This window comes from Thioalkalivibrio sp. ALgr3 (genome assembly GCF_000377325.1).
Taxonomy (GTDB): domain Bacteria; phylum Pseudomonadota; class Gammaproteobacteria; order Ectothiorhodospirales; family Ectothiorhodospiraceae; genus Thioalkalivibrio.
The window spans coordinates 68,069-92,203 of the sequence record NZ_KB897976.1; the positions used below are offsets into that span (position 1 = coordinate 68,069).

Consider the following 24,135-nt stretch of genomic DNA (forward strand, 5'->3'; position numbering starts at 1 on the left):
ACGCGGCGCGGCTACTTCGCGTCGAGCTCCCAGACGCCGTCGCCGGCCTCGCCCTGTTCCAGCAGTCGCGTGCAGCGTTGGACGTAGCGTGCCGCGGGCGGGTCCTGATCGGCAATGGTCGCGAACAGCGTTCGCGCCTCCTCCACCCGACCCTGGCGCAGCATCTGCAGCGCCCGGGCGAAGACCTCGTAGCGTTCGGGAGCCGCATCCAGGGCCAGCCGCGCGACCGGCTCGTAGACCCGCACCGGGCGCGCCCGTCCGACCACGCGGATCTCGCCCAGCTCGCGGCAATACAACGTTTCGGGGAGCTTCCGTACGGTGCTCTCCGCGATCAGGGTGTACGTGCCGAAGACCTTGTTCGCCCCTTCCAGCCGCGCGGCCAGATTCACCGCGTCACCGAGCATGGTGTAGTCGAAACGGGTACGCGAACCCATGTTGCCGACCACCGCCTCGCCGGTGTTCACGCCGATACGCATCGCGAGATCGCGTCCGGCCCGCCCGCGCAGGCGCGGCGCCATGGCCGCCAGCCGGCGCTGACATTCGAGCGCCGCCTCCACCGCCCGGCGTGGATGGTCGGGGACATCGACCGGCGCGTTCCAGAAGGCGATGATCGCATCGCCCTCGTACTTGTCGATGGTGGCGCCACAGGCCGTGAGGATGTCGGTCATCTCGGTCAGGTACTCGTTGAGCAGCCGCGTGAGGTCATCCGGTGACAGCCGTTCGCTGAGGCTGGTGAACCCCTCCAGGTCACTGAAGAAGATGGTGAGTTCGCGGCGCTCGCCGCCCAGCTTCAGGCGATCGGGCTCCTCCAGCAGGCGCTCGATCACCTGCGGGCTGAGATACTGCGCGAAGGCCGCCTTGATGAAGCGCCGTTCACGGCCCTCGCGGGCATAGTTGTAGACCGCGGCCCCCACGGTCCCTGTCAGCCCGGCCACCAGCGGCACGACCAGCGGCAGCCAGACCCCGCCGGCATGAGCAAAGCCGGACAGCAGCACCGGTGCCACCAGGGCGAACGCAATCGCCAGGGCCGTGCTCGCGCTGCTGCGCCCCAGCCCGGCGAGGAAGGCCGGAAGAAAGGCCAGCAGGCCCACCAGCACCTGCGCCCGGGTGGCGTCGACCTCGCGCATGAAACGCCCCGCGGTCAGGTTCTCCAGCATGGTCGCGTGGAACTCCACGCCGGGCGCACGCGGATCCAGCGGCAGCGGTCGCAGGTCGAACAGTCCGGCCGCCGACAGCCCCACCATTACGTGCCGGCCTTCGAGTTCTGCGGGGTCAATCGGCGTATCAGCCCCGGGGTCGGCCGCCAGCCGCAGTTCGCTCTGGATGACCGCGGCCGCCCGCAGCCGGGTACGTTCCGCACCCGGCCGGTCGAAGCGCAGGATCAGGCGACCCTCCGGGTCCAGCGGCAGACGCCGGTCACCCACCCGCAGCGCCCGCCCGTCGTCCTCCAGCCGCAGACCGGGCGACTCCCCCGCTCCCGCAAGAAAGGCCGCCAGCCCCAGACCCGGCACCAGCTCCCCGTCGAAGCGGGTCACCGGCGGAACCCGGCGGTAGACCCCGTCGGGATCCGGGGTGATGTGCACGTTGCCCATGCGCGCCGCCGATTGCGCAAGCTCGGGCACCGGAAAGGTCGCGCGGGAAAACGCGGGGAAATCGTCGCCGCCGGCCCCTTCCACCTCCACCGTCGCGGACGAGACGGGCGCGTCCTGCGGAAACCGGTCGTGGCGGGCGGCCTCCTCGCCGTACAGCGCGGCGAAAACGGTCGGACCGAAATCCGCGGCGGCCCGCGCGAACCGCCGATCATCATGCACGCCGAAACGGGAATCGTCGGTGTAGAGCACATCAAAGGTCAGCGAGGCGGCCCCCGCACGACGGGCGAAATCGGCGATCACCGCCGGGTACTCGCGCGGCCATGGCCAGCCCTGGCCCTGGGTATCCAGCGCCCACTCGAGGCTCTGCTCGTCGACCAGGATCAGCACGACCTCGTCGTCCTGGTCCGGAGGCATCAGCCCGGCCAGCAGGCGCGCCTGCAGGTCGTAGGCCGCCCGCTCCGGACCGTCGAGCCAGCCCGACTGCTCCGCCACCAGGGCCAGCAGGACCGCCAGCAGCCCGGTCATCAGGGCCCGCCGGAAACGGCCTCCGGAGCGGGAGCTGGCGGACATCCGGAGTCGCCGTCAGAGGGCCGCGCGGAACCGCGAGAAACGCTCGGCCCGGGCCTCGCTGCGCGAGTCCGCCGGCTCCAGCCCCAGCTCCGCGATGCGCCTGGAGGGCGATGGATGGGTGCGGGCGAATCCCGGGCCCTGCGGGTCCCATTCGTCATCCATGCGCTCCAGCACGCGAGTCAGCGCCTCGGGGCGATAGCCCGTGCGCTCAAGGATGGCCACCGCGCCGGCATCGGCCTCGCGCTCGAACTCGCGCGAATAGCCATTCACGAACAGGGTCCGGGTGATGTCGTCGATGGAGTCCTCGAAGATGTCCGTCAGCTCGCGCAGATCATCGTCCCCCGCCAGCTGCGCCCCGGTCAGCGCCGCACTGGTAAGCGCCGCGGTCACGCGCGAGCTGCGGATCGCCTGCAGGCCATGACGCTCCTGCACGTGCGCGATCTCGTGCGCGAGGATGGCCGCCAGTTCGTCCTCGGTTTCCGCCAGCCGGGCCATGCCGCGGGTGATGAAGATATGCCCGCCCGGGGTGGCAAAGGCATTGAGCTCGTCGGAATCCAGCAGGCGGAAGGAATACCCCTGATAGAGGCTCGGGCGCTCCGAGTGCAGGGCCAGGACCCCGCCCAGGTTGTTGAGGTACGCCTGTGCGGCCGGATCATCGTGTACCGCGTAGTCCTCCAGCACCCGGGCCGCCACGGCGCGGCCGATGAAATATTCCTGCTCCGGGGTGAAGTCCTCCATGCTGCGCTCCGCCAGCTCACCGGTCTGGCGCAGGCTTTCGGCCTGCCGCGCATCCAGCACGCCGGTCCGGGTCCCCAGCTCGGCACCCACCGAAGCGACCGTGCGGCAACCCGCCAGCAGCGCCAGCGACAGTACCAGGAACACCAACGGCAGCAGGGATGATCCGTTGCAGACCCGCATCACTCACCCCCCGGCAGATGCAGCTCGCCCTGCTCGATGAATGCCCTCAGATCCTCGGGATCCGCTCCCCCGGCTTCCATCCGGTCGACCGGGGCAAAGGACAGGCCGCGCTCACGGCGATAGCGCTCTTCCACCTCCTCGTTGAAGCCGCGCCCGGCCAGCGCGATCTCGTCGCGGTCCGCGTCCCGTTCAACGTCGTCTCCGTCCTCCGTCAGGATCACCGGATCCCGGCTCAGCGCGGACGGGTGCAGCCAGCCCTCCTCGCCGGCCTCGCTGCGCACCCGCAGAAATCCCTGGCTATGGTCCCTGACCTCGACTCGGGTGCCGTAATCGAGATGACCACGGATCGCGCTCAGATGACCGGGCGCCTCGCGCAGCTCGGCCGAACGCACGGCCACGTCCCCGGGATCGCCGCGCTCGAAGGCCAGCGCCACGGAGCCGGGACCGGCGACGGCCAGCACGAGAAACAGCACCGGGAGGGTTCGGATTCGCAACATGGAAGGACCTCGACCGTGAGTGATTGCCCGCGACGGAAAACCCGACGGACAATGGACATTCTTCCTACCGAAGCGGGCCCACAGCGTCAACCCGCCAGGCGAGGCCATCGCTCCTGCCGGGCTGACATTTTCCGGTGAATACCCGCATCATGATGGTGGCGGGCCCATGGTGCCCCGGTGGCACACCGGCGGCGGAGGCCGGTCTCGCAACGGGGGGTCAATTTGGAGACGGAACGACCACTGCGGGCCCGACTGGATCCGCTGCACGGCGAAGACGAGGCGACCCGCCACGCGTTCTCGGCCTGGCTGCGGGCCGCGCGCATCCCGCAGGTTCGCTACATCGCGCTTCTGACCGCCGCGATGTATCTGCTGTACGCCGGTATCGAGCAGACGGTGGACGCCGACGCAACCGGCCTGCGCGTCTTCGCCCATGCCCTGCTGGTCCCGGGCATGCTGCTGGCGGTGGCGGCGATGAGCCTGCGGGCCTCCCTGCAGCGCTGGATGTGGGCACTGCTGATGATCGCGCCGGTGGTCGCGAATGCCGCCAATCTGTACCTGAACGCGGGCTCGCCGCAGTTTCTGGTGTTCGCCCCCGAGATCTACCTGAGCATCATCTGGACCTTCACGGTATCGGGACTGCCGCTGCGTCAGGCCTCGATTTCGGCCGGAACGATCGTCGCCCTGGTGATTGCCGCGACGATCCAGCTGCCGATGCCGACCGGACTGGTGCAGCTGCATCTGTTCTGGATACTGGCGGCCTTCTCGTTCGGGTTGCTGGCCGCCTTCATCCTGGAACGCGCGCTCAAGGCCACGTTCCTGCAGCAGTGCGAGCTGGCGCATTCCGCGCAGATCGATTCGCTGACCTCGCTGTGGAACCGCGCGCACATCGAACAGCGGTTCGAGGAGGAGCGCGCCCGCGCCGAGCGCTACGGCCAGCCGTTCTCGGTGATCCTGATGGATATCGACCACTTCAAGGCGGTGAACGACACCTGGGGCCACAGCGTCGGCGACGCGGTGCTGCAGCAGTTCGCCGAACTGTTGCGCCAACACCTGCGCAAGGCGGACGCCGCGGGGCGGATCGGCGGGGAGGAATTCTTCGTGCTGCTGCCGCAGACCCGGGCCGACCAGGCCGTGGCCGCCGCCCGCGACCTGCAGGCCCGCATCAATGCCTTCGACTTCGAGACGGTCGGGCCGCTCACCGCGAGCTTCGGGGTGACCGAATACCGACCCGGCGAGGACCGGGTCGACACCTTCGACCGCGCCGACCGGGCCCTGTACGCGGCCAAGAAGAATGGCCGCGACCGCATCGAAGTACGCTAACGCGGCGGCTCACACCTCGCGGTAGATCTGCGCGCCCTTCTCGACGAACTCCACCGCCTTCTCCTGCATGCCCTTTTCCAGCGCCTCCTGTTCCGAAAGCCCCTGGGCCGCGGCGTAGTCGCGCACGTCCTGGGTGATCTTCATCGAGCAGAAGTTCGGGCCGCACATGGAACAGAAGTGGGCGACCTTGTGCGCTTCCTTCGGCAGGGTCTCGTCGTGGAATTCGCGTGCGCGCTCCGGGTCCAGCGCCAGGTTGAACTGGTCCTCCCAGCGGAATTCGAAGCGCGCCTTGCTGAGTGCGTTGTCCTGCAGCTGCGCGCCGGGGAAGCCCTTGGCCAGATCGGCGGCGTGGGCGGCGATCTTGTAGGTGATGATGCCGTCGCGCACGTCCTGCTTGTTCGGCAGGCCCAGATGTTCCTTCGGTGTCACGTAGCAGAGCATCGCGGTGCCGTACCAGCCGATGTTGGCCGCGCCGATGCCGGAGGTGATGTGGTCGTAGGCCGGGGCGATGTCGGTCACCAGCGGGCCGAGGGTGTAGAAGGGCGCCTCGAAGCAGTCCTCCAGCTCCTTGTCGACGTTCTCCTTCACCTTCTGCAGCGGGACGTGGCCGGGGCCCTCGATCATCACCTGCACGTCGTGTTCCCAGGCCTTCCGGGTCAGCTCGCCCAGGGTCTCCAGCTCGCCGAACTGCGCGGCGTCGTTGGCGTCGGCCAGGCAGCCGGGGCGCAGGCCGTCGCCCAGCGAGAAGGAGACGTCGAACGCCTTCATGATCTCGCAGATCTCGTCGAAGTGGGTGTAGAGGAAGTTCTCCTGGTGATGCGCCAGGCACCACTTGGCCATGATCGAGCCGCCGCGGGAGACGATGCCGGTCACCCGGTCGGCGGTCAGCGGCACGTACTGCAGGCGCACGCCGGCGTGGATGGTGAAGTAGTCCACGCCCTGTTCGGCCTGCTCGATCAGGGTGTCGCGGAACAGCTCCCAGGTCAGGTCCTCGGGCTTGCCGTCGACCTTCTCCAGCGCCTGGTAGATCGGCACGGTGCCGATCGGCACCGGCGAGTTGCGCAGGATCCACTCGCGGGTCTCGTGGATGTTCTTGCCGGTGGACAGGTCCATCAGGGTGTCGCCGCCCCAGCGCGCGGACCACACGAGCTTCTCCACCTCCTCCTCGATCGAGGAGGTGACCGCGGAGTTGCCGATGTTGGTGTTCACCTTCACCCGGAAGTTGCGGCCGATGATCATCGGCTCGAGCTCGGGGTGGTTGATGTTGGCCGGGATGATCGCGCGGCCGCGGGCGATCTCCTCGCGCACGAACTCGGGGGTAATCTCCTCGGGGATGGAGGCCCCGAAGGACTCGCCGGCGTGCTGCCGCAGCAACTTCTGGTAGCGCGGGTCGGCGCGCAGCGCCTCGAGGCGGTTGTTCTCGCGGATCGCGACGAACTCCATCTCCGGGGTGATGATGCCCTGGCGGGCGTAGTGCAGCTGCGACACGTTCGCGCCGGCCTGCGCGCGGCGCGGCGGGCGGATGTGCTCGAAGCGCAGGCTGGCCAGTTCCGGATCGGCGGCGCGGGCACGGCCGTACTCCGAGCTCGGGCCGTCCAGCCACTCGGTGTCCGCACGTTCGTCGATCCAGCCACCGCGCAGATCCGCCAGGCCGCGGTGCAGGTCGATGCTCGCCTCGGGGTCGGTGTAGGGGCCGGAGGTGTCGTAGACCGGGATCGGCGGGTTCTCCTCGGGCGTGCCGGAGGTCATCGTCGGCGTCTGCGCGACCTCGCGATACGGCACGCGGATGTCCGCGCGCGACCCCTCGACGTAGCGCTTCTCGGAGTTCGGGAACGGGCGGGTGACTTCGGCGGAGACCTCGGCGGTCTTGCGGGCAAACGACTCGGGGATGGCGCTCATGATCGGACCTCTGCTGTCGCGTGAGGCGAAGGGAGCGCGGGCAGGGCGATCGCGGGGGCAGGGACCCCGGGTACAGCAGACCGTTGACCGAGCTTCCCTCCGCCGGTGTTAACCGGTTCAGGTTCAAGGGGACTCTCTCAGCCCCCTCGTCGCTCGCGACAACGGGGCACCCCCAGCTCATAGCCGAGTGTAACGCAGAGCCGCCCGGTAAGCACGGCGGGGCCGTTTGCGCTAGATTAGAGGTCTGTGACACTCTTCGCGCCGCCATGAGCCCCAAGAACTTTGTCTTCGAGCTGTTCGGCCGGTCCCCGGTGCGCCCGCTGCAGGCGCACATGGACAAGGTCCGTTCCTGTATCGCGGAACTGCCGCTGTTCATTCAGGCGGTGGATCGCGAAGACTGGGACACGGCTCGCACCCATCAGGAGCGCATCGTCGAGCTCGAACACGATGCCGACCGCCTGAAGAAGGATCTGCGTCTGCACCTTCCCAAGGGGCTGATGCTCGCCATGTCGCGCCGCGACGTCCTCGACACCCTCCTCATCCAGGACCAGATCGCCAACAAGGCCAAGGACATCGCCGGGCTCATGCTGGGCCGGCAGATGCGTTTCCCCGACGACATGCAGGAACCGGTACAGCGGTTCCTGCAGCGCAGCGTGGACACCGTCGACCAGGCCGGCCGCGCGGTCAACGAACTGGACGAACTGGTGGAAGCCGGTTTCCGCGGCCACGAGGTCGAGGTCGTCAACCGCATCCTGCAGAAGCTTGACAGCCTCGAGCACGAGGCCGATGACGCCCAGCGCGAGGTCCGCGAGATGCTGTTTGCCCGGGAGACGGAGCTGCCGCCGGTGAACGTGATGTTCATGTATCGCGTGATCGACTCCATTGGCGATCTCGCCGACCTGGCACAGCGCGTGGGCAGCCGCCTGCAGCTGATGCTGGCCAAGTAACCACCCGACACAAGACGAGGCTCGGGAGACGGCATGGAATACGGCATTGTGCTGCTCGCCCTCGCGGTCATCTTCGGTCTGTTCATGGCCTGGGGCATCGGCGCCAACGACGTGGCCAATGCCATGGGCACCTCGGTGGGGTCACGTGCCCTGACCATCCGCCAGGCGGTGGTGGTGGCCGGGGTCTTCGTGTTCGCCGGTGCCTGGCTGGCCGGGGGCGAGGTGACCCAGACCATCCGCAGCGGGATGGTCGATTCCGAGCTGCTGGCGGACAGTCCGGACCTGCTGGTGTTCGGGATGCTCGCGGCCCTGGCGGCGGCCGGGACGTGGCTGATGGTCGCGTCCTATTTCGGCTGGCCGGTCTCCACCACGCATTCCATCATCGGCGCCATCATCGGCTTTGCGGTGGTCGGTCTCGGGTTCGAGGTGGTGCGGTGGGAACGGGTCGGCACCATCGCGGCGTCCTGGGTTCTTTCGCCGATGATCGGCGGCGCGATCGCGTTCGCCCTGTTCCGCAGCGTGCAGCTCCTGATCCTGGACACGGTCGACCCGCTGAAAAACGCAAAGCGCTGGGCCCCGCTGTACATCTTCCTCACCGCCTTCGTGACCGCGCTGGTCACCATGTTCAAGGGGCTGACCCATGTCGGCCTCAATCTCACCACCGTACAGAGTTACGGCCTTGCGATCCTGATCAGCCTGATCGTGGTGGCGTTCGGCATGCTGGCCATCCGCCGGCTGCGGTTCGAGGAGATCCCGGCGGACGAAAACGGCTCGCACTTCAGTGACGTCGAGAAGGTCTTCGGCGTGCTGATGGTGGTCACCGGCTGCGCCATGGCCTTTGCCCTGGGCTCCAATGACGTCGCCAATGCGGTGGGGCCGCTGGCCGCGGTGGTCGACGTGATCCAGACCGGCGAGGTGGATCCGGAGACGCTGGTGCCGATGTGGGTGCTGCTGCTGGGCGGCTTCGGGATCGTGTTCGGCCTGTTCACCTACGGCCACAAGGTGATCGCCACGGTGGGCACCGGGATCACCCAGCTGACCCCCAGCCGCGGTTATGCCGCGACGGCGGCCGCGGCCGCCACCGTGGTGCTGGCCTCGGGCACCGGCCTGCCGATCTCCACCACCCATACCCTGGTGGGCGCGATCCTCGGCGTGGGCCTGGCCCGCGGGATCGCGGCGATCGACCTGCGCCTGGTACGCATGATCTTCATGTCGTGGATCGTGACCCTGCCGGCCGGCGCAATCCTGGCGATCCTGTTCTTCTACGTGCTGCGCGGCCTGCTGGGCTGAAATCCGGGCCAGGAACGGAGCCGGCCGGGTCAGTGCTGCGGCCGCGGCGGCAGCGGCCGCAGGCTGAACAGCAAGAGCCCCAGCCCCAGGATCCCCGCGGGCCAGGCCGGCCAGGCCAGCCCCAGCCACTCGGGCACGTCCAGCTGCAGGCTCAGGCCCGCCACCACCAGCAGCCCCAGCGCGGCCAGGCCCTCGCGCCGGCGCCGGTCCTGCTGACCGAGACCGTCCTCCAGCTCGCGGATCTGCTGGCGCAGCGCGGCATCGCGTTCGGCCCGCTGCTCCTCCACCGTCAGCGCCTTCTCCACATGCAGCGGCAGCTCCGGCAGATGGGCCAGCAGCCGCGGCAGGTGTTCGCGCGCGCTGCGGAAGAAGGCGCGCGTCCCCATGCGCTCGTGCATCCACTGCTCGATGAACGGCTTGGCGGTGGTCCACAGGTCCAGCTGCGGGTACAGCTGGCGCCCCAGGCCCTCGATGTTCAGCAGGGTCTTCTGCAACAGCACCAGCTGCGGCTGGACCTCCATGTCGAAGCGCCGCGCGGTCTGGAACAGCCGCATCAGCACCTGGCCAAAGGAGATCTCGTCCAGCGGCTTCTGGAAGATCGGCTCGCACACCGACCGGATCGCCGCCTCGAACTCGTCGACCCGGGTGTCCTTCGGGACCCAGCCGGATTCCACGTGCAGCTCGGCCACGCGCCGGTAGTCACGGTTGAAGAAGGCGTAGAAGTTCTCCGCGAGGTAACGCTGGTCGGAGTCCAGCAGCGAGCCGACGATGCCGAAATCGACCGCGCGGTACGTCGGGTCGTCGGGATGGGTGGCATCGACGAAGATATTGCCCGGGTGCATGTCGGCGTGGAAGAAGTTGTGCTTGAACACCTGGGTGAAGAAGATCTCCACGCCGCGCTCCGCCAGCAGCCGCAGATCCACCCCGCGTTCACGCAGGGCGGCCACGTCGGCCACCGGAATGCCCTCGATGCGTTCCATCACCAGCACGCTCTGGCGCGTGTAGTCCCAGATGATCTCCGGGATGTAGAGCAGGTGGCTGTCCGCGAAATTGCGATGGATGGCCGCCGCGTTGGCGCCCTCGCGGATCAGGTCCAGCTCGTCGGTGACGGTCTTCTCGTACTCGTCCACCACCTCGCGCGGGCGCAGCCGCCGAGCCTCGCTCCAGTAGCGATCCGCCAGCGCGGCGATGGTATGCATCACCTCGAGGTCCGCGCGGATGGTCTTCAGGATGCCGGGCCGCACGACCTTCACCACCACCTCGCGGCCGTCCTGCAGCCGCGCCTCGTGCACCTGGGCGATGGAGGCCGAGGCCAGCGGGGTATCGGAAAACTCGGCAAAGGCGATGTCCACCGGGCGTTCCAGCTCGGCCTCGATCACCGCGCGCGCTCGGTCGGCGGGGAACGGCGGGACACGATCCTGCAGGCGCGCCAGCTCCACCGCGATGTCGTCCGGGAGGAGGTCGCGGCGGGTCGACAGCATCTGCCCGAACTTGATGAAGATCGGCCCGAGGTCCTCCAGCGCGCGGCGGATGCGTTCACCCCGCGTGCCCCGGGTGCGGCGGAACCAGTTCCACGGCGCGAGATAGAGCAGGAAGCTCAGCGGACGCAGCGGCTTGAGGGTGAACAGGATGACGTCCAGCCGGTAGCGCACCAGGACCCGGGCGATGGTCCACAGCCGCAGACCCTGGTAGAAGCTGCGTCGCATGGGGGTCAGGCGTCTCCGGATTCGAGACGGCGCAGGCGCGCCTCCAGCCGGGCGGTATCGTCACGCAGGCGGGCCACGTCCTCGCTGAAGGCCTCGAAGGCCCCGGACGGCGGCAGCCAGCCCGCCTCGTCGCGGGCATAATCGGCCAGGTCCTCGGCGGAGCGCGTGGCCGCATGACGCAGGCCGCCGGTCGCACGCCGGAACAGGTCCTGCAGCGGACCCGCCGAACCGGCGCCGGCAACCCGCTCGAACAGCGCCGCCCAGTCGTGCTCGGCTTCGCCCAGCGCGCGCTGCAGATCGGACAGCGCGGTGGCATCTCCGTCGAGCTGCAGACCGCTGCGGTCGTCGCGGGTCATGGCCGCCCCCAGCGACAATGGCGAGCCGGCCACGCGGGCATCCACGGGTTCTTCCACCCCGCCGATCACCTGCAGGCGGTCGGCGGCACCCACCAGACTGAACGCGACCCCCGGCGGCTCGACCACGATGGCCACCGCGCGGCCGGCCAGGCGCTCGCGTGCCGGTTCCGGCGCGGCCGCCAGGATCTCGTTCAGCAGGGTCTCGACCAGAGCGGTGACGGGGCTCGGCAGGGCGGCGGGCTCGGCCATCGCGATTCTTCTCCGGCTGTTACAGGCGGGTAGCGCGGTGCAGGGCGACGATGCCGCCCGTCAGGTTGTCGTATTCGACGCGTTCCAGGCCGGCATCGCGCATCAGCCCGGCCAGGGTCTCCTGATCCGGATGCATGCGGATGGATTCGGCCAGATAGCGATAGGAATCCGCATCGTTGGCCACCAGACGGCCCATCAGCGGCAGGAGTTTGAAGGAATAGACATCGTAGGCCGGCCGCAATGGCGCCACCGGCTGCGAAAACTCCAGGATCAGCACCCGACCGCCGGGCTTGAGCACCCGGCGCATCTCCGCCAGCGCGTTTTCCTTGCGGGTCACGTTGCGCAGGCCGAAGGCCATGGTGATGCGGTCGAATGACTCGTCGGGATACGGCAGGACTTCGGCATCCGCCTGCACGTATTCGATGTTGCCGACCCGGCCCTCGTCGATCAGCCGGTCGCGCCCGGCCTCCAGCATGGAGGCGTTGATATCGCAGACCACGACCTGTCCCTTCGGCCCGACCCGCGGCGCGAACGCACTGGCCAGATCGCCGGTCCCGCCAGCGAGGTCGAGGATGCGCATGCCGGGCCGTACCCCGGCGCGTTCCACGGTGTAGCGCTTCCACACGCGGTGGATGCCCATGGACATCAGGTCGTTCATCACGTCGTAGCGGGAAGCCACGGAGTGGAACACCTGTCCGACCCGCTCGGTCTTCTCGGATTCGGAAACGGTCTGATAACCGAAGTGGGTCTTGCCGGGGTCGTCGTCGTTCATGAGTCTTCTTGCGTCAGTGGGTTCGGCGTTCGTGACCGGCCTGATGCAGCCGTTCCAGGTAATCCTGCCACAGACGCTCCTGTTCCGTACCCAGCTTGTAGAGGTAATCCCAGTCGTAGATGCCCGTATCGTGGCCGTCGGAGAACACCAGCTTGACCGCGTAGTTGCCGACCGGCTCGATCGCGGTGATGTTCACGTCCTCCTTGCCGACCTGCAGGACCTCCTGCCCGGGGCCGTGTCCGCGCACCTCGGCCGACGGCGAATACACCCGCAGGAACTCGCAGGGCAGCTCGAAATGCGAGCCGTCGGCATAGCGCAGCTCGAGGATGCGCGACTTCTGGTGCAGCTGGATGTCCGTGGGTCGTTGCGTACTGCTCATGCGGCCTCCGACGTGCGGCGCCCGGATTGCCCGGGACGATGGGAACGCCCGGGACCGCCAGGGCGGTCCCGGAATCACTGCCGCCGGCGAGGATACCAGCCCGCGCGCCCCGGCGGGCATACCCCGGCACGGGCTCCGGGGTTGAGGCGCTACAGGATGTAGCGCGACAGGTCCTCGTCCTCGGCCAAATCGCTCAGGCGTTCGTCGACGAACGCGCGGTCGATCACGACCGGTTCCGGGATGTCGGGGGCGCGGAAGGCGACGTCCTGCAGCAGGCGTTCGAGCACGGTGTGCAGCCGCCGCGCGCCGATGTTCTCGGTGCGCGCATTGACGTCGTGGGCGATCTCGGCGAGGCGCTGCACGCCCTCGTCGCGGAATTCCACGCTGACGCCCTCGGTATTCATCAGCTCCACGTACTGCTCGGTCAGCGACGCGGTGGGCTCGGTCAGGATGCGCACGAAGGCCTCCACCGACAGCGGTTCCAGCTCCACCCGGATCGGGAGCCGGCCCTGGAGCTCGGGGACCATGTCCGACGGCTTGCTCAGGTGGAACGCACCGGAGGCGATGAACAGGATATGGTCGGTGCGCACCATGCCCAGCTTGGTGGACACGGTGGTGCCCTCGATCAGCGGCAGCAGGTCGCGCTGCACGCCCTCGCGGGAGACATCCGAGCCGCTCTTCTCGCTGCCCTTGGCAACCTTGTCGATCTCATCGAGGAACACAATGCCGCTCTGCTCGACCCGCTCGATCGCCTTGACCTTGAGTTCTTCCTCGTTGACCAGGCGCGCGGCCTCCTCGTCCACCAGCAGTCGCCGGGCGTCGGCGATCTTCAGGCGCCGCTGCTGGCTCTTCTGGCCCCCCATGTTCTGGAACATCGACTGCAGCTGGCTGGCCATCTCTTCCATGCCGGGCGGTGTCATCAGTTCGACGTTCTGCCCCTGCTGCTGGAGCTCGATGTCGATCTCGCGCTCGTCCAGGCTGCCCTCGCGCAGGCGCTTGCGCAGCTTCTGCCGGGTCTCGTTGTTGGCCGCGTCGTCGCCGGACTCGGTGAAACCGGCGTTGCGCGGCCGCGGCAGCAGGGCATCGAGGATGCGCTCCTCGGCGGCGTCCTCGGCCTGGCCGCGGTGCTGCTGCATCTCTTCCTCGCGCAGCTGCTTGATCGCGTTTTCGGCCAGATCCCGGATGATCGACTCCACATCGCGCCCGACATAGCCGACTTCGGTGAACTTGGTCGCCTCGACCTTGATGAACGGGGCCTTGGCCAGCTTCGCCAGGCGGCGGGCGATCTCGGTCTTGCCGACGCCGGTGGGGCCGATCATCAGGATGTTCTTGGGCGTGACCTCGGGCTGCAGGGCCTCGGGCAGCTGTCGCCGGCGCCAGCGGTTGCGCAGGGCGACGGCCACGGAACGCTTGGCCCCGTCCTGGCCAATGATGTAGCGATCCAGTTCCTGGACGATTTCGCGGGGGGTCATGTCGCTCATGGCTTGCGGTCCTGAAGGGTCGCGGCCGGGGAGCCTTGCGGGCGACGCCGGGGCGTCACTCGGCGTCGAGGCTCTCCAGCGTGATGTTGTGATTGGTGTAGACGCAGATGTCGGCGGCGGTATGGAGGCTCTTCTCCACCACGTCGCGCGCCGGCAGGTCGGTGTTCTGCAGCAGGGCCTGGGCCGAGGCCTGGGCGTAGGGGCCACCGGAGCCGATCGCGATCAGCGCGTTCTCGGGCTCGATCACGTCGCCATTGCCCGAGATCACGAACGAGTTCTCGCGATCGGACACCGCCAGCAGCGCCTCCAGCTTGCGCAGCGCGCGGTCGGTGCGCCAGTCCTTGGCCAGCTCGACCGCGGCCCGGGTGATGTTGCCGGAGTGCTTCTCCAGCATGCCCTCGAAGCGCTCGAACAGGGTGAAGGCGTCGGCGGTGCCGCCGGCGAAACCCGCCAGGATGCGGTCATGGTAGACGCGGCGCACCTTGCGCGCGTTGCCCTTCATCACGGTGTTGCCCAGCGATACCTGGCCGTCGCCGCCCAGGGTCACGGCGCCATTGCGGCGCACGCAGACGATGGTGGTGCCACGAAACTGCTCCACGGTGGTCTCCTGCAATCGGTGGTCGGATCCGGACCGGGATTGTACGCGGTTGCGCCCGCCTACGAACCCGTCTCGTCGGCCGGATCGTGACGCCGCGCGCGGGGATGGGCGGCATCGTAGACCTCGGCCAGGTGCTGATAGTCCAGATGGGTGTAGATCTGGGTGGTGGACAGATCGGCATGCCCCAGCAGTTCCTGCACCGCGCGCAGGTCGCCGCTGGATTCCAGCAGGTGGCTGGCAAAGGCGTGGCGCAGGCGATGCGGGTGCAGATGCACGTCGAGCCCGCCCCGGCGCCCGGCCTCGGCGACCCGTCGCTGGACCGAACGATTGCTGATGCGCTGCCCGCGCCGGGTCACGAACAGCGCGGGTTCGTCGACATCCGCCCACTGCCCGCGCACCGCCAGCCAGTCGCGCAGGGCGGCCAGCGCCATGCGCCCGGCGGGCACGCGACGCTCGCGCCGGCCCTTGCCGAGTACGCGCACCATGCCGGCCTCCCGGTCCACGTCCGGCAGGTCCAGCCCGGTGAGTTCCGCCAGCCGCAGTCCGGAGCCGTACAGCAGCTCCAGCATCGCGCGGTCGCGGCGCGCCAGGGGCGAATCGGGATCGTCCGCTTCCCCGTCCGGCGCGGGGGCGGCGGACGGCGGGGCATCCAGCGCCTGCTGCGCCTGATCGACGTCCAGCCCGCGGGGCAGCGGACGGTCGGTCTTCGGTCCCCGCAGTCCGGCGGCGGGGTTGGCGGCGCGCTCGCCACGCTCCACCTGAAAATCGAGGAAACCGCGCACTGCGGCGAGGAACCGGCGGACCGAGCGCGGATGGCGCCCGCCCCGGGCCAGCCCGGCCACGATGCGGCGCAGCGCGGCGGCATCCAGCTCCGTCCAGGGCGCGTCCCAGGCCCGGCGCAGTTCGCGCAGGTCGCGACGGTACGCGGCTATGGTGTGCGACGACAGCCCGCGCACATCACGCAGATGCGCGAGATAGGCCTCGCTGGCGGGGTCGGGTTGCGGCTCGGACTCAGGCGGCCTGTTTGCGGTCGGCATGACAGCGGATGGACTCGGCCAGCAGCTCGCCGATATGGGTGACGAAGTAGGTCCCCATGTCCGGCTGGAAGCGATCCGGCGAGGCGCTGGCCAGACCCAGCACGCCCACGCGTTCGTCGTCCGCCAGCAGCGGCATCAGGATCGCCGAACCCACCGTGTCGTCCGCGTCGTCGAACAGCACCTTCAGCATGTCCGGGGGCACGCGGCCGCACTGCGCCCGGCCGCGCGCGAACAGCGGTTCCAGCACGGCCAGCTGGGCGGTATCCAGGGCGTGCAGGTCCTGCACCTCGCGCTCCGCCAGACGGATGCTCACCCGCTCGGCGCCGAGTTCGTCGCGCAGGGCATCCTGGGTCAGCGCCAGCACCGCATCCAGGTTCTCCGCGCGCATCAGGGTGCGGGCCAGATCGTGCAGCTGGCGGCCGACCCGTTCGTTGTCGCGGGCACGCTCCACCAGTTCGTGCATGCGCTGCTCCAGCTGGCGGTTCTGTTCGCGCAGGCGCTTGAGCTGGCGTTCGACCAGGGACTCGGCACCGCCGGCCGGATGCGGGATGCGCAGCACGTCCAGCAGGGCCTGGTGGTCGAGGAAGAAATCAGGGTGCTCGCGCAGCCAGGCCTCGACCTCGGCCGCCGAGAGTTCGGCGCCATCCCCCGCCGGGGAGGCACTGGAGGGGTCTGTACTCATAGATCGATCCTGCCGTTGAATACCGTGGTTGCGGGGCCGGTCAGCCGCACCGGCGACTCCGGGCTGCCCTCCCAGCTTAGCACAAGGGCCCCGCCCGGCAGCGAGACCCGCACCCGGTCATCGACCCGACCCTGCAGGCGGGCCACCACCATCGCCGCGGCGGCGCCGGAGCCGCAGGCCAGGGTCTCGCCGGCGCCGCGTTCGTATACCCGCAGGTCCAGATGCCCGCGATCGCGTACCGTGGCAAAACCGGCGTTTACGCGGCACGGGAAGCGGGGATGCGACTCGATCGCGGGCCCCAGGGTCGCCACCGGTGCCTGCGCCACGTCGTCGACAAAGGTCACGGCATGCGGGTTGCCCATGGACACCGCACCGATCTTCAGGGCCGTGTCGCCGACCTCGAGGCGGTACTCCGGGGCCTCAAAGTCGGCCTCGAACGGGATGCGTGCCGGTTCCAGCACCGGGCAGCCCATGTCGACGGTCACCTGTTCGTCCGCCTCCACCCGCAGCACCAGCGGACCGCCCAGGGTCTCCACAGGGATCTCGCGGGCGTCGGTCAGGCCCTGTTCGCGTACGAAGCGGGCGAAGCAGCGCGCGCCATTGCCGCACTGCTCCACCTCGCCGCCGTCGGCGTTGAAGATGCGGTAGCGAAACAGCGCGCTCGCGGGATCGGCGGGCGGCTCCACCAGCAGGATCTGGTCGCAGCCCACGCCGAAATGGCGATCGGCCAGCAGGCGCAGCTGCTCGGTGCTCAGCGCGACCGCCTGGCGCACGCCGTCGAACACCACGAAGTCGTTGCCCAGGCCGTGCATCTTGGTAAAGGCGAGCGCACTCATCCCCGGCGCTCCGGCAACCGCCCGTGGATGACCATGTGGCGATCGCTGGTCACCCGCACGCGGAAGCCTTCGAGACCGGCGGCGGCCAGCTGGCCCTGGACCTCCTCGGGGGTAAACGCTGCGTGCAACGAGTGTTCGAAGTCGCGCCGCAGGACCTCCGGGGCGTCGGCCGCGTGCTCCGCCACCAGGCGTTGCACTTCGGCCTCCGAATCGGGACGGCGCAGATCCATCACGAACACCCGCGCCCCCGGGGCGCCGTCACGACGGATCACCTGCCACAGCACACCCGGATCATGCAGGTGATGCAGCAGCGAGTTGCAGATGATGGTGGCGTAGGGCGCGCGCGGGCCCCGCGCATCGGGCAGGCAACCCTCGGCCAGATGGACACGCGCGGCGGCCGGATGGCCGACCCGCAGCGCATCCCCGGCCGCCAGCATGGCCGGCGCACCGTCCAGCCCGTCGACCTCGCAGTCGGGATGGCGCGTGGCGAAGCGCAGGCTGACATCCCCCGGGCCGCAACCCGGATCCAGTACCGGGCCGCGCACCGGCTCCGGGAACACTTCGGCGAAGGCATCCACGAAACCCTCGTGGGGCTGCGCGAAATCCGCCTCGGCATAGGCCCGGGCCTGGCCGGGCTCCAGCATCAGCTCGGGCTCGGGCCGTCGCGGGATCACGGATCGACCCTCCCGGGCGGATCTTCCTCGTCGGGATCGCGCGGCAGCATGCTCTCGCGCATCATCAGATGATCGACCTGCTCGCGGCGGTTGACGATCTGATAGTGGTCACCGTCCACCATGACTTCGGGCGGGCGCGGGCGGCTGTTGTAGTTGCCCGCCATCACGTAACCGTAGGCACCGGCGGAGCGGACCGCCAGCACGTCGTCGGGGGCCAGCGCGAGATCGCGTTCGCGCCCGAGGAAATCCCCGGTCTCGCACACCGGCCCGACCACGTCGTAGCTGCGCGTTTCGGTATCGTCGCGCGGGACCACCGGGTCGATCGCCTGCCACGCGCCGTACAGCGCCGGGCGCAACAGGTCGTTCATCGCGCCGTCGACGATCGCGAAATCGCGGTGTTCCGAGTGCTTGAGGTATTCCACCCGGGTCAGGAACACCCCGGCGTTGGCGGCGATCGCCCGGCCCGGCTCCAGCAGCACCTTCAGCGGCCGCTCGCCCAGGGTTTCGCGCAGGGCCGCGGCCCACACGTCGGGCTCCGGCGGGGTCTCGTCGCGGTAGCGCACGCCCAGCCCGCCGCCGACATCGATGTGCGACAGCTCGATGCCGTCTTCCGCCAGCCGGTCCACCAGCGCCAGCACCCGTTCCAGCGCGTCGACGAACGGCTCGGTGCTGGTCAGCTGGGAGCCGATGTGGAAATCCACGCCGATCGCGTCCAGGTGCCCGGACTCATGGATGCGGCGATACAGCGCCGGCGCGTCCTCGATCGCCACGCCGAACTTGTTGTCGCGCAGCCCGGTGGCAATGTAGGGATGGGTCTCGGCGTCGACGTCCGGGTTCACCCGCAACGACACCGGGGCGACCTCCCCGCGCTCGGCGGCGACCGCTTCCAGGCGTTCCAGCTCGCCCTCCGATTCGAGGTTGAAGCAGTGGATGCCCACGTCCAGCGCGCGCTGCATCTCCGCCGCGGTCTTGCCGACCCCGGAGAACACCACCCGCGCGGGGTCGCCGCCGGCACGCAGCACCCGCTCCAGTTCACCGCCGGAGACGATGTCGAACCCCGAGCCCATGCGGGCCAGCACGTTCAGCACCGCCAGGCTGGAGTTGGCCTTGACCGCGAAGCAGACCTGATGCGGCATCCCGATCAGGGCCTCGGCGAACGCGCGGTAATGGCGCTCCAGGGTGGCGCGGGAGTAGACGTAGGCCGGGGTCCCCACCCGGCGGGCCAGGGCGTCGAGGTCCACGCTCTCGCAATGCAGCGTGCCCCCGCGGTAATCGAAATAGTCCATCTAGCGGGCTTCCTCCTGCTCGTCCTCGGGGAGGTAGAGATCGCCCTTCTGCCCGCAGCTGGCCAGCATCTGCGCGCCTCCGAGGACGACAACCACGATCAGCAGCAACAGGTGGGCCTTGCAGAAGGGCATGGGTGCGGTATCCGGAAATGATTGCATCGGGAGGGCATAGTGTGCCATTGATACGGGGCTGGCTTCACTCGGATCAGGGGCGTTGCGGCCCGGAGCCGCTCGATAACGGATCCGTTCATGAAGCGTTCAGCCACATTCTGGGACTCTGGAGTTGCAGGATCAGCAAAGGTCCCGACACCAAAGGGGGCTGATCCGGGGACGGGGAATAGAACCGAACGGTACCTCGTCACAACGCACAGGCGCCTGCATCCACATGGATCGCTCGCGCCCCGGGAATGTCCGGATTTGATCCAAAAAGATGAGAGGAGATCTCCATGATTAGCACCAAGCGTCGTGTCTTCCTGAAAGGCACTCTCGCCGCCGGTACCGTGGGCGCCGCCGTTGGCGCCGGCCTGCTGGCCCCGAGCAAGCTGCTCGCCGCCTGGTCCGCCGACATGTTCGATACCGAGAGCATGGAAGATGCAATGAATGCGGTCGCCGGCACCACCGACATGCAGCAGTCCGACGACATCGACCTGAGCGCCCCGGAAATCGCCGAGAACGGTGCCGTGGTGCCGATCTCGGTCGAGGCCCACATGGACAACGTCGAGGAGATCGCGGTCTTCGCCGAAGCCAACAACCGCTCCCTGACCGGCCGTTATGTCTTCGCCTCCGGCGCGAAGCCCAAGGCGTCCATGCGCATCCGCCTGGGTGACACCTCGGACGTGATCGCCGCCGTCAAGGCCGACGGCAACTGGTACATGACGTCCCGCAACGTCGAAGTGACGGTGGGTGGCTGCGGCGGCTAAGCCGGCACCCTCACCGATCCGATCAACAGTCTGGAGGTAAAGAACTATGTCCATCCGTATTCGCGCCCAGGAACAGGACGGCATGATCAACGTCCGCGCCCTGCTGTCCCACCCGATGCACACGGGTGAGGAAGAGGATGATGCCGGCGAGATCATTCCCGAGCATTTCATTCAGACCGTCGAAGCCAAGCGCAACGGCGATACCATGGTCACCGCCTACTGGAACGTGACCATCTCGCAGAACCCCTTCCTCGAGCTGGAATTCGAAGGTTCGTCCGGCGACACCGTCGAGGTCAGCTGGGAAGACAACCAGGGCGACACCGCTTCCGAGTCGGTTACCGTCCGGTAAATCCATCTCCCTTGATGGATGCGGAAAGGCCGGGGTTCGCCCCGGCCTTTTTTATGGGCACCCGTACCCGGCGCGCCGATGGATGGAAAGACGTCGCGCTGCATGTCCCGGGCCGCGAGTACGGCATACCGGCCGGGCGCCAGCCTTGCTACACTGGAGCTTTCTGCGTCGAAGCCAGCCAAGATGAACCAGCGTACCGCCTCCGTCCGCCGCGACACCCTCGAGACCCGGATCGCCGTCGAACTGAACCTCGACGGCACCGGCCAGTGCCACACCGAGACCGGCATCCCGTTCCTCGACCACATGCTCGACCAGATCGCGCGTCACGGGATGGTCGATCTGGACGTGCGCGCCGAAGGCGACCTGCACATCGACGACCACCACACGGTGGAAGACATCGGCATCACCCTGGGCCAGGCACTGGCGCAGGCGATCGGCGACAAGAAGGGCATCCGCCGCTACGGCCATGCCTATGTGCCGCTGGACGAGGCCCTGTCACGGGTGGTGATCGACTTCTCCGGCCGCCCGGGGCTGGAGATGCACGCCGATTTCCGCCGTTCGCACATCGGCCAGTTCGATGTCGACCTGTTCCACGAATTCTTCCAGGGCCTGGTCAACCATGCGTGGATCACCCTGCACGTGGACTGCCTGCGCGGGGACAATGCCCATCATGTGGCGGAGACCATCTTCAAGGCCTTCGGCCGCGCGCTGCGCGAGGCCGCGGAGGAAGACCCCCGCGGCGCCGGCATCACGCCCTCCACCAAGGGCAGCCTGTAAGGCCCGCCGCAACAGGGAAGCCACATGGAAACCGTCGCCGTCATCGACTACGGCATGGGCAACCTCCACTCGGTGGAGCGTGCCCTGACGCACGAGGCCGCACCCGGCCAGCGCATCCTGCGTACCGACGACCCGGAGATCCTGCGCGAGGCCGACCGGCTGGTGTTTCCCGGCCAGGGGGCGGCCGGCGACGCGATGCAGGCCCTCGCCCGGCGCGGTCTCAACCGCCTGCTGCCGGAACTGGCCGGTTCACGCCCGTTCCTCGGGCTCTGCCTGGGGCAGCAGATCCTGATGGAACACTCGGACGAAAGCGGCGGCGTCGACCTGCTGGGGGTGATCCCCGGCGGGGTCGCGCGCTTTCCGGAACGCAGCGATGCGCAGGGGCGTCGCCTCAAGGTGCCACACATGGGCTGGAACCGCGTGCAGCCCACCGGCGAGCACCCGCTGTGGCACGGCCTGCCGGAGACCCCGTGGTTCTATTTCGTGCACAGCTACCGGGTGCAGCCGCGCGACGCGGCCAGCGTGGCCGCGCACACCGATTATGGCGAAACCTTCGCCTCGGCCCTCGCCCGCGGCTCGCTGTTCACCATGCAGTGTCACCCGGAAAAGAGCGCGGCCTGCGGCCTGCGCCTGCTGAACAACTTTCTGCGCTGGGACGGCGACGCCCCGGACGCCCCGTGAACGCCGCAACAGGAGGCGGAGAGAGATGCTGGTCATTCCCGCGATCGACCTGAAGGAAGGCAAGTGCGTGCGCCTGCGCCAGGGGCGCATGGAGGACTCGACGGTATTCGGCGAAGAGCCGGTGGAAATGGCCCGACGCTGGGTCGAGGCCGGGGCCGAACGCCTGCACATCGTGGACCTCGACGGGGCATTCGCGGGGCGGCCGCGCAATGCCGAGGCGATCCATGCAATCGTCGAGGCCTTCCCCGACCTGACCATCCAGATCGGCGGCGGCATCCGCGACGATGACACCGTGCAGGCCTACCTCGATGCCGGCGTGCAGTACGTGATCATCGGCACGCGGGCGGTCAGCGCGCCGCATTTCGTCAACGACCTGTGCCTGGAATTCCCGGGTCACATCATCGTCGGCCTGGACGCCCGCGACGGCAAGATCGCGGTGGACGGCTGGTCCAAGCTCTCGCGTCACGACGTGATCGACCTCGCCCAGCACTTCGAGTCCGATGGCGTCGCCGCGATCATCTACACCGACATCGCGCGCGACGGGATGATGGAAGGCCCCAACGTGGAGGCCACCGCGAAGCTCGCGGAGAACGTGCGCGTACCGGTGATCGCCTCCGGCGGCGTCAGCTCGCTGGACGACATCCGCAGCCTCGCCCGCGGGGCCGATGCCGGTATCGACGGCGTGATCGTCGGCCGCGCCCTGTACGAGGACGCCTTCACCCTGGAGCAGGCGCGCGCGGCCGCCCGGGGCGAGGACACCTGAGATGCTGGCACGCCGCATCATCCCCTGCCTGGACGTGGACGCCGGCCGCGTGGTGAAGGGCGTGAACTTCGTCGGCATCCGCGACGCCGGTGACCCGGTGGAGATCGCCCGGCGCTACGACGCTCAGGGGGCCGACGAGCTGACGTTCCTCGACATCACCGCCTCCTCCGACGACCGCAGCACCATCCTGCACGTGGTCGAAGAAGTCGCCTCGCAGGTCTTCATCCCGCTGACCGTGGGTGGCGGCGTGCGCGCGGTGGACGACATCCGCCGTCTGCTGAACGCCGGGGCGGACAAGGTGTCCATCAACACTGCGGCGGTTCACCGGCCCGAACTGGTGCGCGAAGCCGCCGACTGGGTCGGCTCGCAGTGCATCGTGGTGGCGATCGACGCGCGCCGCACCAGCGCCGAAGGCGAGCCCGCGCGCTGGGAGATCTTCACCCACGGCGGGCGCCGCGAGACCGGCCTGGATGCGATCGAATGGGCGCGCCACATGGCCGAGCTGGGCGCCGGCGAGATCCTGCTGACCAGCATGGACCGCGACGGCACCCGCAGCGGCTTCGACCTGGAACTGACCCGGGCGGTGAGTGACGCAGTGAACATCCCGGTGATCGCCTCGGGCGGCGTGGGCAGCCTGGAACATCTGGTCGAGGGCGTGACCACCGGGCACGCGGATGCCGTGCTGGCGGCCAGCATCTTCCACTTCGGCGAGCACACGGTCGGCGAGGCCAAGGCCGCGATGGAAGCCGCGGGGGTGCCCGTGCGTCCCCTGCAGGAGGTGACGGCGTGAACGACCCCTCCGCAAATCCGCGCGAGCACCTGCTGGCCGCGCTGGCCGAAGTCATCGACGAGCGACGCTCCGCGGATCCCGAACGCTCCTACGTCGCGAAGCTGCAGGCACGCGGCCTGGATGCCATGCTCAAGAAGGTGGGCGAAGAAGCCACCGAAGCGGTGCTGGCGGCCAAGGACGACGACGCCGATGCGCTGGTGTCGGAAATGGCCGACCTGTGGTTTCATACCCTCATCGTCCTGCGGGCGCGCGACCGGCACCCCGACGACGTCCTCGACGAACTGGCCCGGCGTTTCGGCCTGTCCGGCGTGGACGAAAAGGCCGGCCGCGAAGTCGCAGGACAGCGTTCGGACAAATAGGCGGCCTGGTTGATTCGGGAACCCTCCCCGGTCAGGCTGTCCGGCAAGGAACTTATTTCGGAGACACTCCATGGGTATTGGTGGTATCAGCATCTGGCAGCTCCTGATCATCCTTCTGATCGTGGTCCTGCTGTTCGGCACGAAAAAACTGCGCAACATGGGCGGTGACGTCGGCTCCGCGCTGAAGAACTTCCGGCAGGCGGTCAAGGACCCCGACGGCGAGAACCAGAAGAAGGAAGAAGGCGAGGAAGGCGTGGAAGGCGAAAAGCCGGGCGTCGAGAACCAGAGCGAAGACGACGAAGGTCGCGTGGTCGACGCCGAGGTGAAAAAGCGCAGCGAGAAGTCCGGCGACAACGACTCGTCGGACAAGAACGCCTGATCCGGTTCCGGTCCGCAACGACCGGCCG

General features: G+C 68.7%; 27 protein-coding genes and 1 riboswitch. Of the genes, 11 read left to right on the forward strand and 16 right to left on the reverse strand.

All coding sequences use genetic code 11. The features are described 5' to 3' along the window. Window positions 1–11: 11 nt before the first annotated feature. The 3 genes from C998_RS0100320 to C998_RS0100330 are packed head-to-tail and all read right to left on the reverse strand — an operon-like array spanning window position 12 to window position 3,577. Window positions 12–2,117: an adenylate/guanylate cyclase domain-containing protein gene (locus C998_RS0100320; protein WP_026279405.1), complete on the reverse strand. Its 2,106-nt coding sequence runs from the start codon at window positions 2,115–2,117 to the stop codon at window positions 12–14. A 57-nt stretch (window positions 2,118–2,174) separates the two neighbouring features. Next, window positions 2,175–3,080 carry a M48 family metalloprotease gene (locus C998_RS0100325; protein WP_018868843.1) on the reverse strand — a complete coding sequence of 302 codons (906 nt, stop codon included), beginning with the start codon at window positions 3,078–3,080 and terminating at the stop codon, window positions 2,175–2,177. After that, window positions 3,080–3,577, reverse strand: a complete 498-nt coding sequence (locus C998_RS0100330) for an SH3 domain-containing protein (RefSeq protein WP_231364934.1) — start codon at window positions 3,575–3,577, stop codon at window positions 3,080–3,082. The genes C998_RS0100325 and C998_RS0100330 overlap by 1 nt, the downstream gene beginning before the upstream one ends. A 222-nt stretch (window positions 3,578–3,799) precedes the next feature. Between C998_RS0100330 and C998_RS0100335 the strand changes: the two genes are divergently transcribed. Next, on the forward strand, window positions 3,800–4,897 hold the full coding sequence (locus C998_RS0100335; protein ID WP_018868845.1) for a diguanylate cyclase: 1,098 nt from the start codon (window positions 3,800–3,802) through the stop codon (window positions 4,895–4,897). Between the two features lie 9 nt (window positions 4,898–4,906). Here the strand turns inward: C998_RS0100335 and thiC are convergent, their stop codons facing one another. Then, a complete protein-coding gene (gene thiC / locus C998_RS0100340; RefSeq protein ID WP_018868846.1) occupies window positions 4,907–6,796 on the reverse strand; it encodes a phosphomethylpyrimidine synthase ThiC in 1,890 nt (629 codons plus the stop codon). A 77-nt stretch (window positions 6,797–6,873) separates the two neighbouring features. Then, window positions 6,874–6,980: riboswitch (TPP riboswitch) on the reverse strand. A gap of 82 nt (window positions 6,981–7,062) precedes the next feature. On the opposite strand from thiC, the gene C998_RS0100345 reads away from it, so the two are divergent. Continuing rightward, complete coding sequence (locus C998_RS0100345) at window positions 7,063–7,743, forward strand: TIGR00153 family protein (protein WP_018868847.1); 681 nt, start codon at window positions 7,063–7,065, stop codon at window positions 7,741–7,743. A 33-nt stretch (window positions 7,744–7,776) separates the two neighbouring features. Beyond that, complete coding sequence (locus C998_RS0100350; protein WP_018868848.1) at window positions 7,777–9,033, forward strand: inorganic phosphate transporter; 1,257 nt, start codon at window positions 7,777–7,779, stop codon at window positions 9,031–9,033. Between the two features lie 29 nt (window positions 9,034–9,062). Here C998_RS0100350 and ubiB read toward each other — a convergent pair whose 3' ends face one another. The 12 genes from ubiB to C998_RS14390 all read right to left on the reverse strand — a co-directional run bounded on the left by ubiB (window position 9,063) and on the right by C998_RS14390 (window position 19,221). Next, window positions 9,063–10,739 (reverse strand): ubiquinone biosynthesis regulatory protein kinase UbiB, encoded by a 1,677-nt coding sequence (gene ubiB / locus C998_RS0100355; RefSeq protein ID WP_018868849.1) that lies wholly within the window; start codon window positions 10,737–10,739, stop codon window positions 9,063–9,065. A gap of 5 nt (window positions 10,740–10,744) precedes the next feature. Next, window positions 10,745–11,344 carry an SCP2 domain-containing protein gene (locus C998_RS0100360; RefSeq protein WP_018868850.1) on the reverse strand — a complete coding sequence of 200 codons (600 nt, stop codon included), beginning with the start codon at window positions 11,342–11,344 and terminating at the stop codon, window positions 10,745–10,747. Between the two features lie 19 nt (window positions 11,345–11,363). Then, on the reverse strand, window positions 11,364–12,116 hold the full coding sequence (gene ubiE, locus C998_RS0100365; protein WP_018868851.1) for a bifunctional demethylmenaquinone methyltransferase/2-methoxy-6-polyprenyl-1,4-benzoquinol methylase UbiE: 753 nt from the start codon (window positions 12,114–12,116) through the stop codon (window positions 11,364–11,366). Between the two features lie 13 nt (window positions 12,117–12,129). Beyond that, on the reverse strand, window positions 12,130–12,495 hold the full coding sequence (locus C998_RS0100370) for a gamma-butyrobetaine hydroxylase-like domain-containing protein (RefSeq protein WP_018868852.1): 366 nt from the start codon (window positions 12,493–12,495) through the stop codon (window positions 12,130–12,132). Window positions 12,496–12,644: 149 nt separating this feature from the next. Beyond that, entirely contained in the window at window positions 12,645–13,976 is a 1,332-nt protein-coding gene (gene hslU, locus C998_RS0100375) for an ATP-dependent protease ATPase subunit HslU (RefSeq protein WP_018868853.1), read from the reverse strand. Window positions 13,977–14,031: 55 nt separating this feature from the next. After that, window positions 14,032–14,574 carry an ATP-dependent protease subunit HslV gene (gene hslV, locus C998_RS0100380; RefSeq protein ID WP_019641486.1) on the reverse strand — a complete coding sequence of 181 codons (543 nt, stop codon included), beginning with the start codon at window positions 14,572–14,574 and terminating at the stop codon, window positions 14,032–14,034. Between the two features lie 59 nt (window positions 14,575–14,633). Then, a complete protein-coding gene (locus tag C998_RS0100385) occupies window positions 14,634–15,611 on the reverse strand; it encodes a tyrosine recombinase XerC (protein WP_018868855.1) in 978 nt (325 codons plus the stop codon). Then, complete coding sequence (locus C998_RS0100390; RefSeq protein WP_018868856.1) at window positions 15,586–16,293, reverse strand: DUF484 family protein; 708 nt, start codon at window positions 16,291–16,293, stop codon at window positions 15,586–15,588. Before C998_RS0100390 ends, C998_RS0100385 begins: the two co-directional genes overlap by 26 nt. After that, the gene (gene dapF / locus C998_RS0100395; RefSeq protein ID WP_018868857.1) at window positions 16,290–17,129 is read right to left on the reverse strand and encodes a diaminopimelate epimerase; all 840 of its coding nucleotides are present in this window, start codon (window positions 17,127–17,129) and stop codon (window positions 16,290–16,292) included. Before dapF ends, C998_RS0100390 begins: the two co-directional genes overlap by 4 nt. After that, window positions 17,126–17,803 (reverse strand): trans-aconitate 2-methyltransferase, encoded by a 678-nt coding sequence (locus C998_RS0100400; protein WP_018868858.1) that lies wholly within the window; start codon window positions 17,801–17,803, stop codon window positions 17,126–17,128. The genes dapF and C998_RS0100400 overlap by 4 nt, the downstream gene beginning before the upstream one ends. Continuing rightward, window positions 17,800–19,089 carry a diaminopimelate decarboxylase gene (lysA, locus tag C998_RS0100405; protein WP_018868859.1) on the reverse strand — a complete coding sequence of 430 codons (1,290 nt, stop codon included), beginning with the start codon at window positions 19,087–19,089 and terminating at the stop codon, window positions 17,800–17,802. Before lysA ends, C998_RS0100400 begins: the two co-directional genes overlap by 4 nt. Further along, the gene (locus C998_RS14390; RefSeq protein ID WP_018868860.1) at window positions 19,090–19,221 is read right to left on the reverse strand and encodes a lipoprotein; all 132 of its coding nucleotides are present in this window, start codon (window positions 19,219–19,221) and stop codon (window positions 19,090–19,092) included. Window positions 19,222–19,535: 314 nt separating this feature from the next. Here C998_RS14390 and soxY point away from each other — a divergent pair, with 314 nt between their 5' ends. The 8 genes from soxY to tatA all read left to right on the forward strand — a co-directional run bounded on the left by soxY (window position 19,536) and on the right by tatA (window position 24,107). Then, a complete protein-coding gene (soxY, locus tag C998_RS0100415) occupies window positions 19,536–20,009 on the forward strand; it encodes a thiosulfate oxidation carrier protein SoxY (protein ID WP_018868861.1) in 474 nt (157 codons plus the stop codon). Window positions 20,010–20,055: 46 nt separating this feature from the next. Then, window positions 20,056–20,358, forward strand: coding sequence for a thiosulfate oxidation carrier complex protein SoxZ (gene soxZ, locus C998_RS0100420; RefSeq protein ID WP_018868862.1), 303 nt, complete (start codon window positions 20,056–20,058; stop codon window positions 20,356–20,358). Between the two features lie 183 nt (window positions 20,359–20,541). Next, window positions 20,542–21,135, forward strand: coding sequence for an imidazoleglycerol-phosphate dehydratase HisB (gene hisB, locus C998_RS0100425; RefSeq protein ID WP_018868863.1), 594 nt, complete (start codon window positions 20,542–20,544; stop codon window positions 21,133–21,135). 24 nt (window positions 21,136–21,159) lie between these two features. Further along, window positions 21,160–21,816 carry an imidazole glycerol phosphate synthase subunit HisH gene (gene hisH / locus C998_RS0100430; protein WP_018868864.1) on the forward strand — a complete coding sequence of 219 codons (657 nt, stop codon included), beginning with the start codon at window positions 21,160–21,162 and terminating at the stop codon, window positions 21,814–21,816. A gap of 25 nt (window positions 21,817–21,841) precedes the next feature. After that, window positions 21,842–22,579, forward strand: a complete 738-nt coding sequence (gene hisA / locus C998_RS0100435) for a 1-(5-phosphoribosyl)-5-[(5-phosphoribosylamino)methylideneamino]imidazole-4-carboxamide isomerase (protein ID WP_018868865.1) — start codon at window positions 21,842–21,844, stop codon at window positions 22,577–22,579. Window position 22,580: 1 nt separating this feature from the next. Beyond that, a complete protein-coding gene (hisF, locus tag C998_RS0100440; protein ID WP_018868866.1) occupies window positions 22,581–23,369 on the forward strand; it encodes an imidazole glycerol phosphate synthase subunit HisF in 789 nt (262 codons plus the stop codon). Next, window positions 23,366–23,728 carry a phosphoribosyl-ATP diphosphatase gene (locus C998_RS0100445; RefSeq protein ID WP_018868867.1) on the forward strand — a complete coding sequence of 121 codons (363 nt, stop codon included), beginning with the start codon at window positions 23,366–23,368 and terminating at the stop codon, window positions 23,726–23,728. The genes hisF and C998_RS0100445 overlap by 4 nt, the downstream gene beginning before the upstream one ends. A gap of 70 nt (window positions 23,729–23,798) precedes the next feature. Continuing rightward, entirely contained in the window at window positions 23,799–24,107 is a 309-nt protein-coding gene (tatA, locus tag C998_RS0100450) for a twin-arginine translocase TatA/TatE family subunit (protein ID WP_018868868.1), read from the forward strand. Window positions 24,108–24,135: the final 28 nt, after the last annotated feature.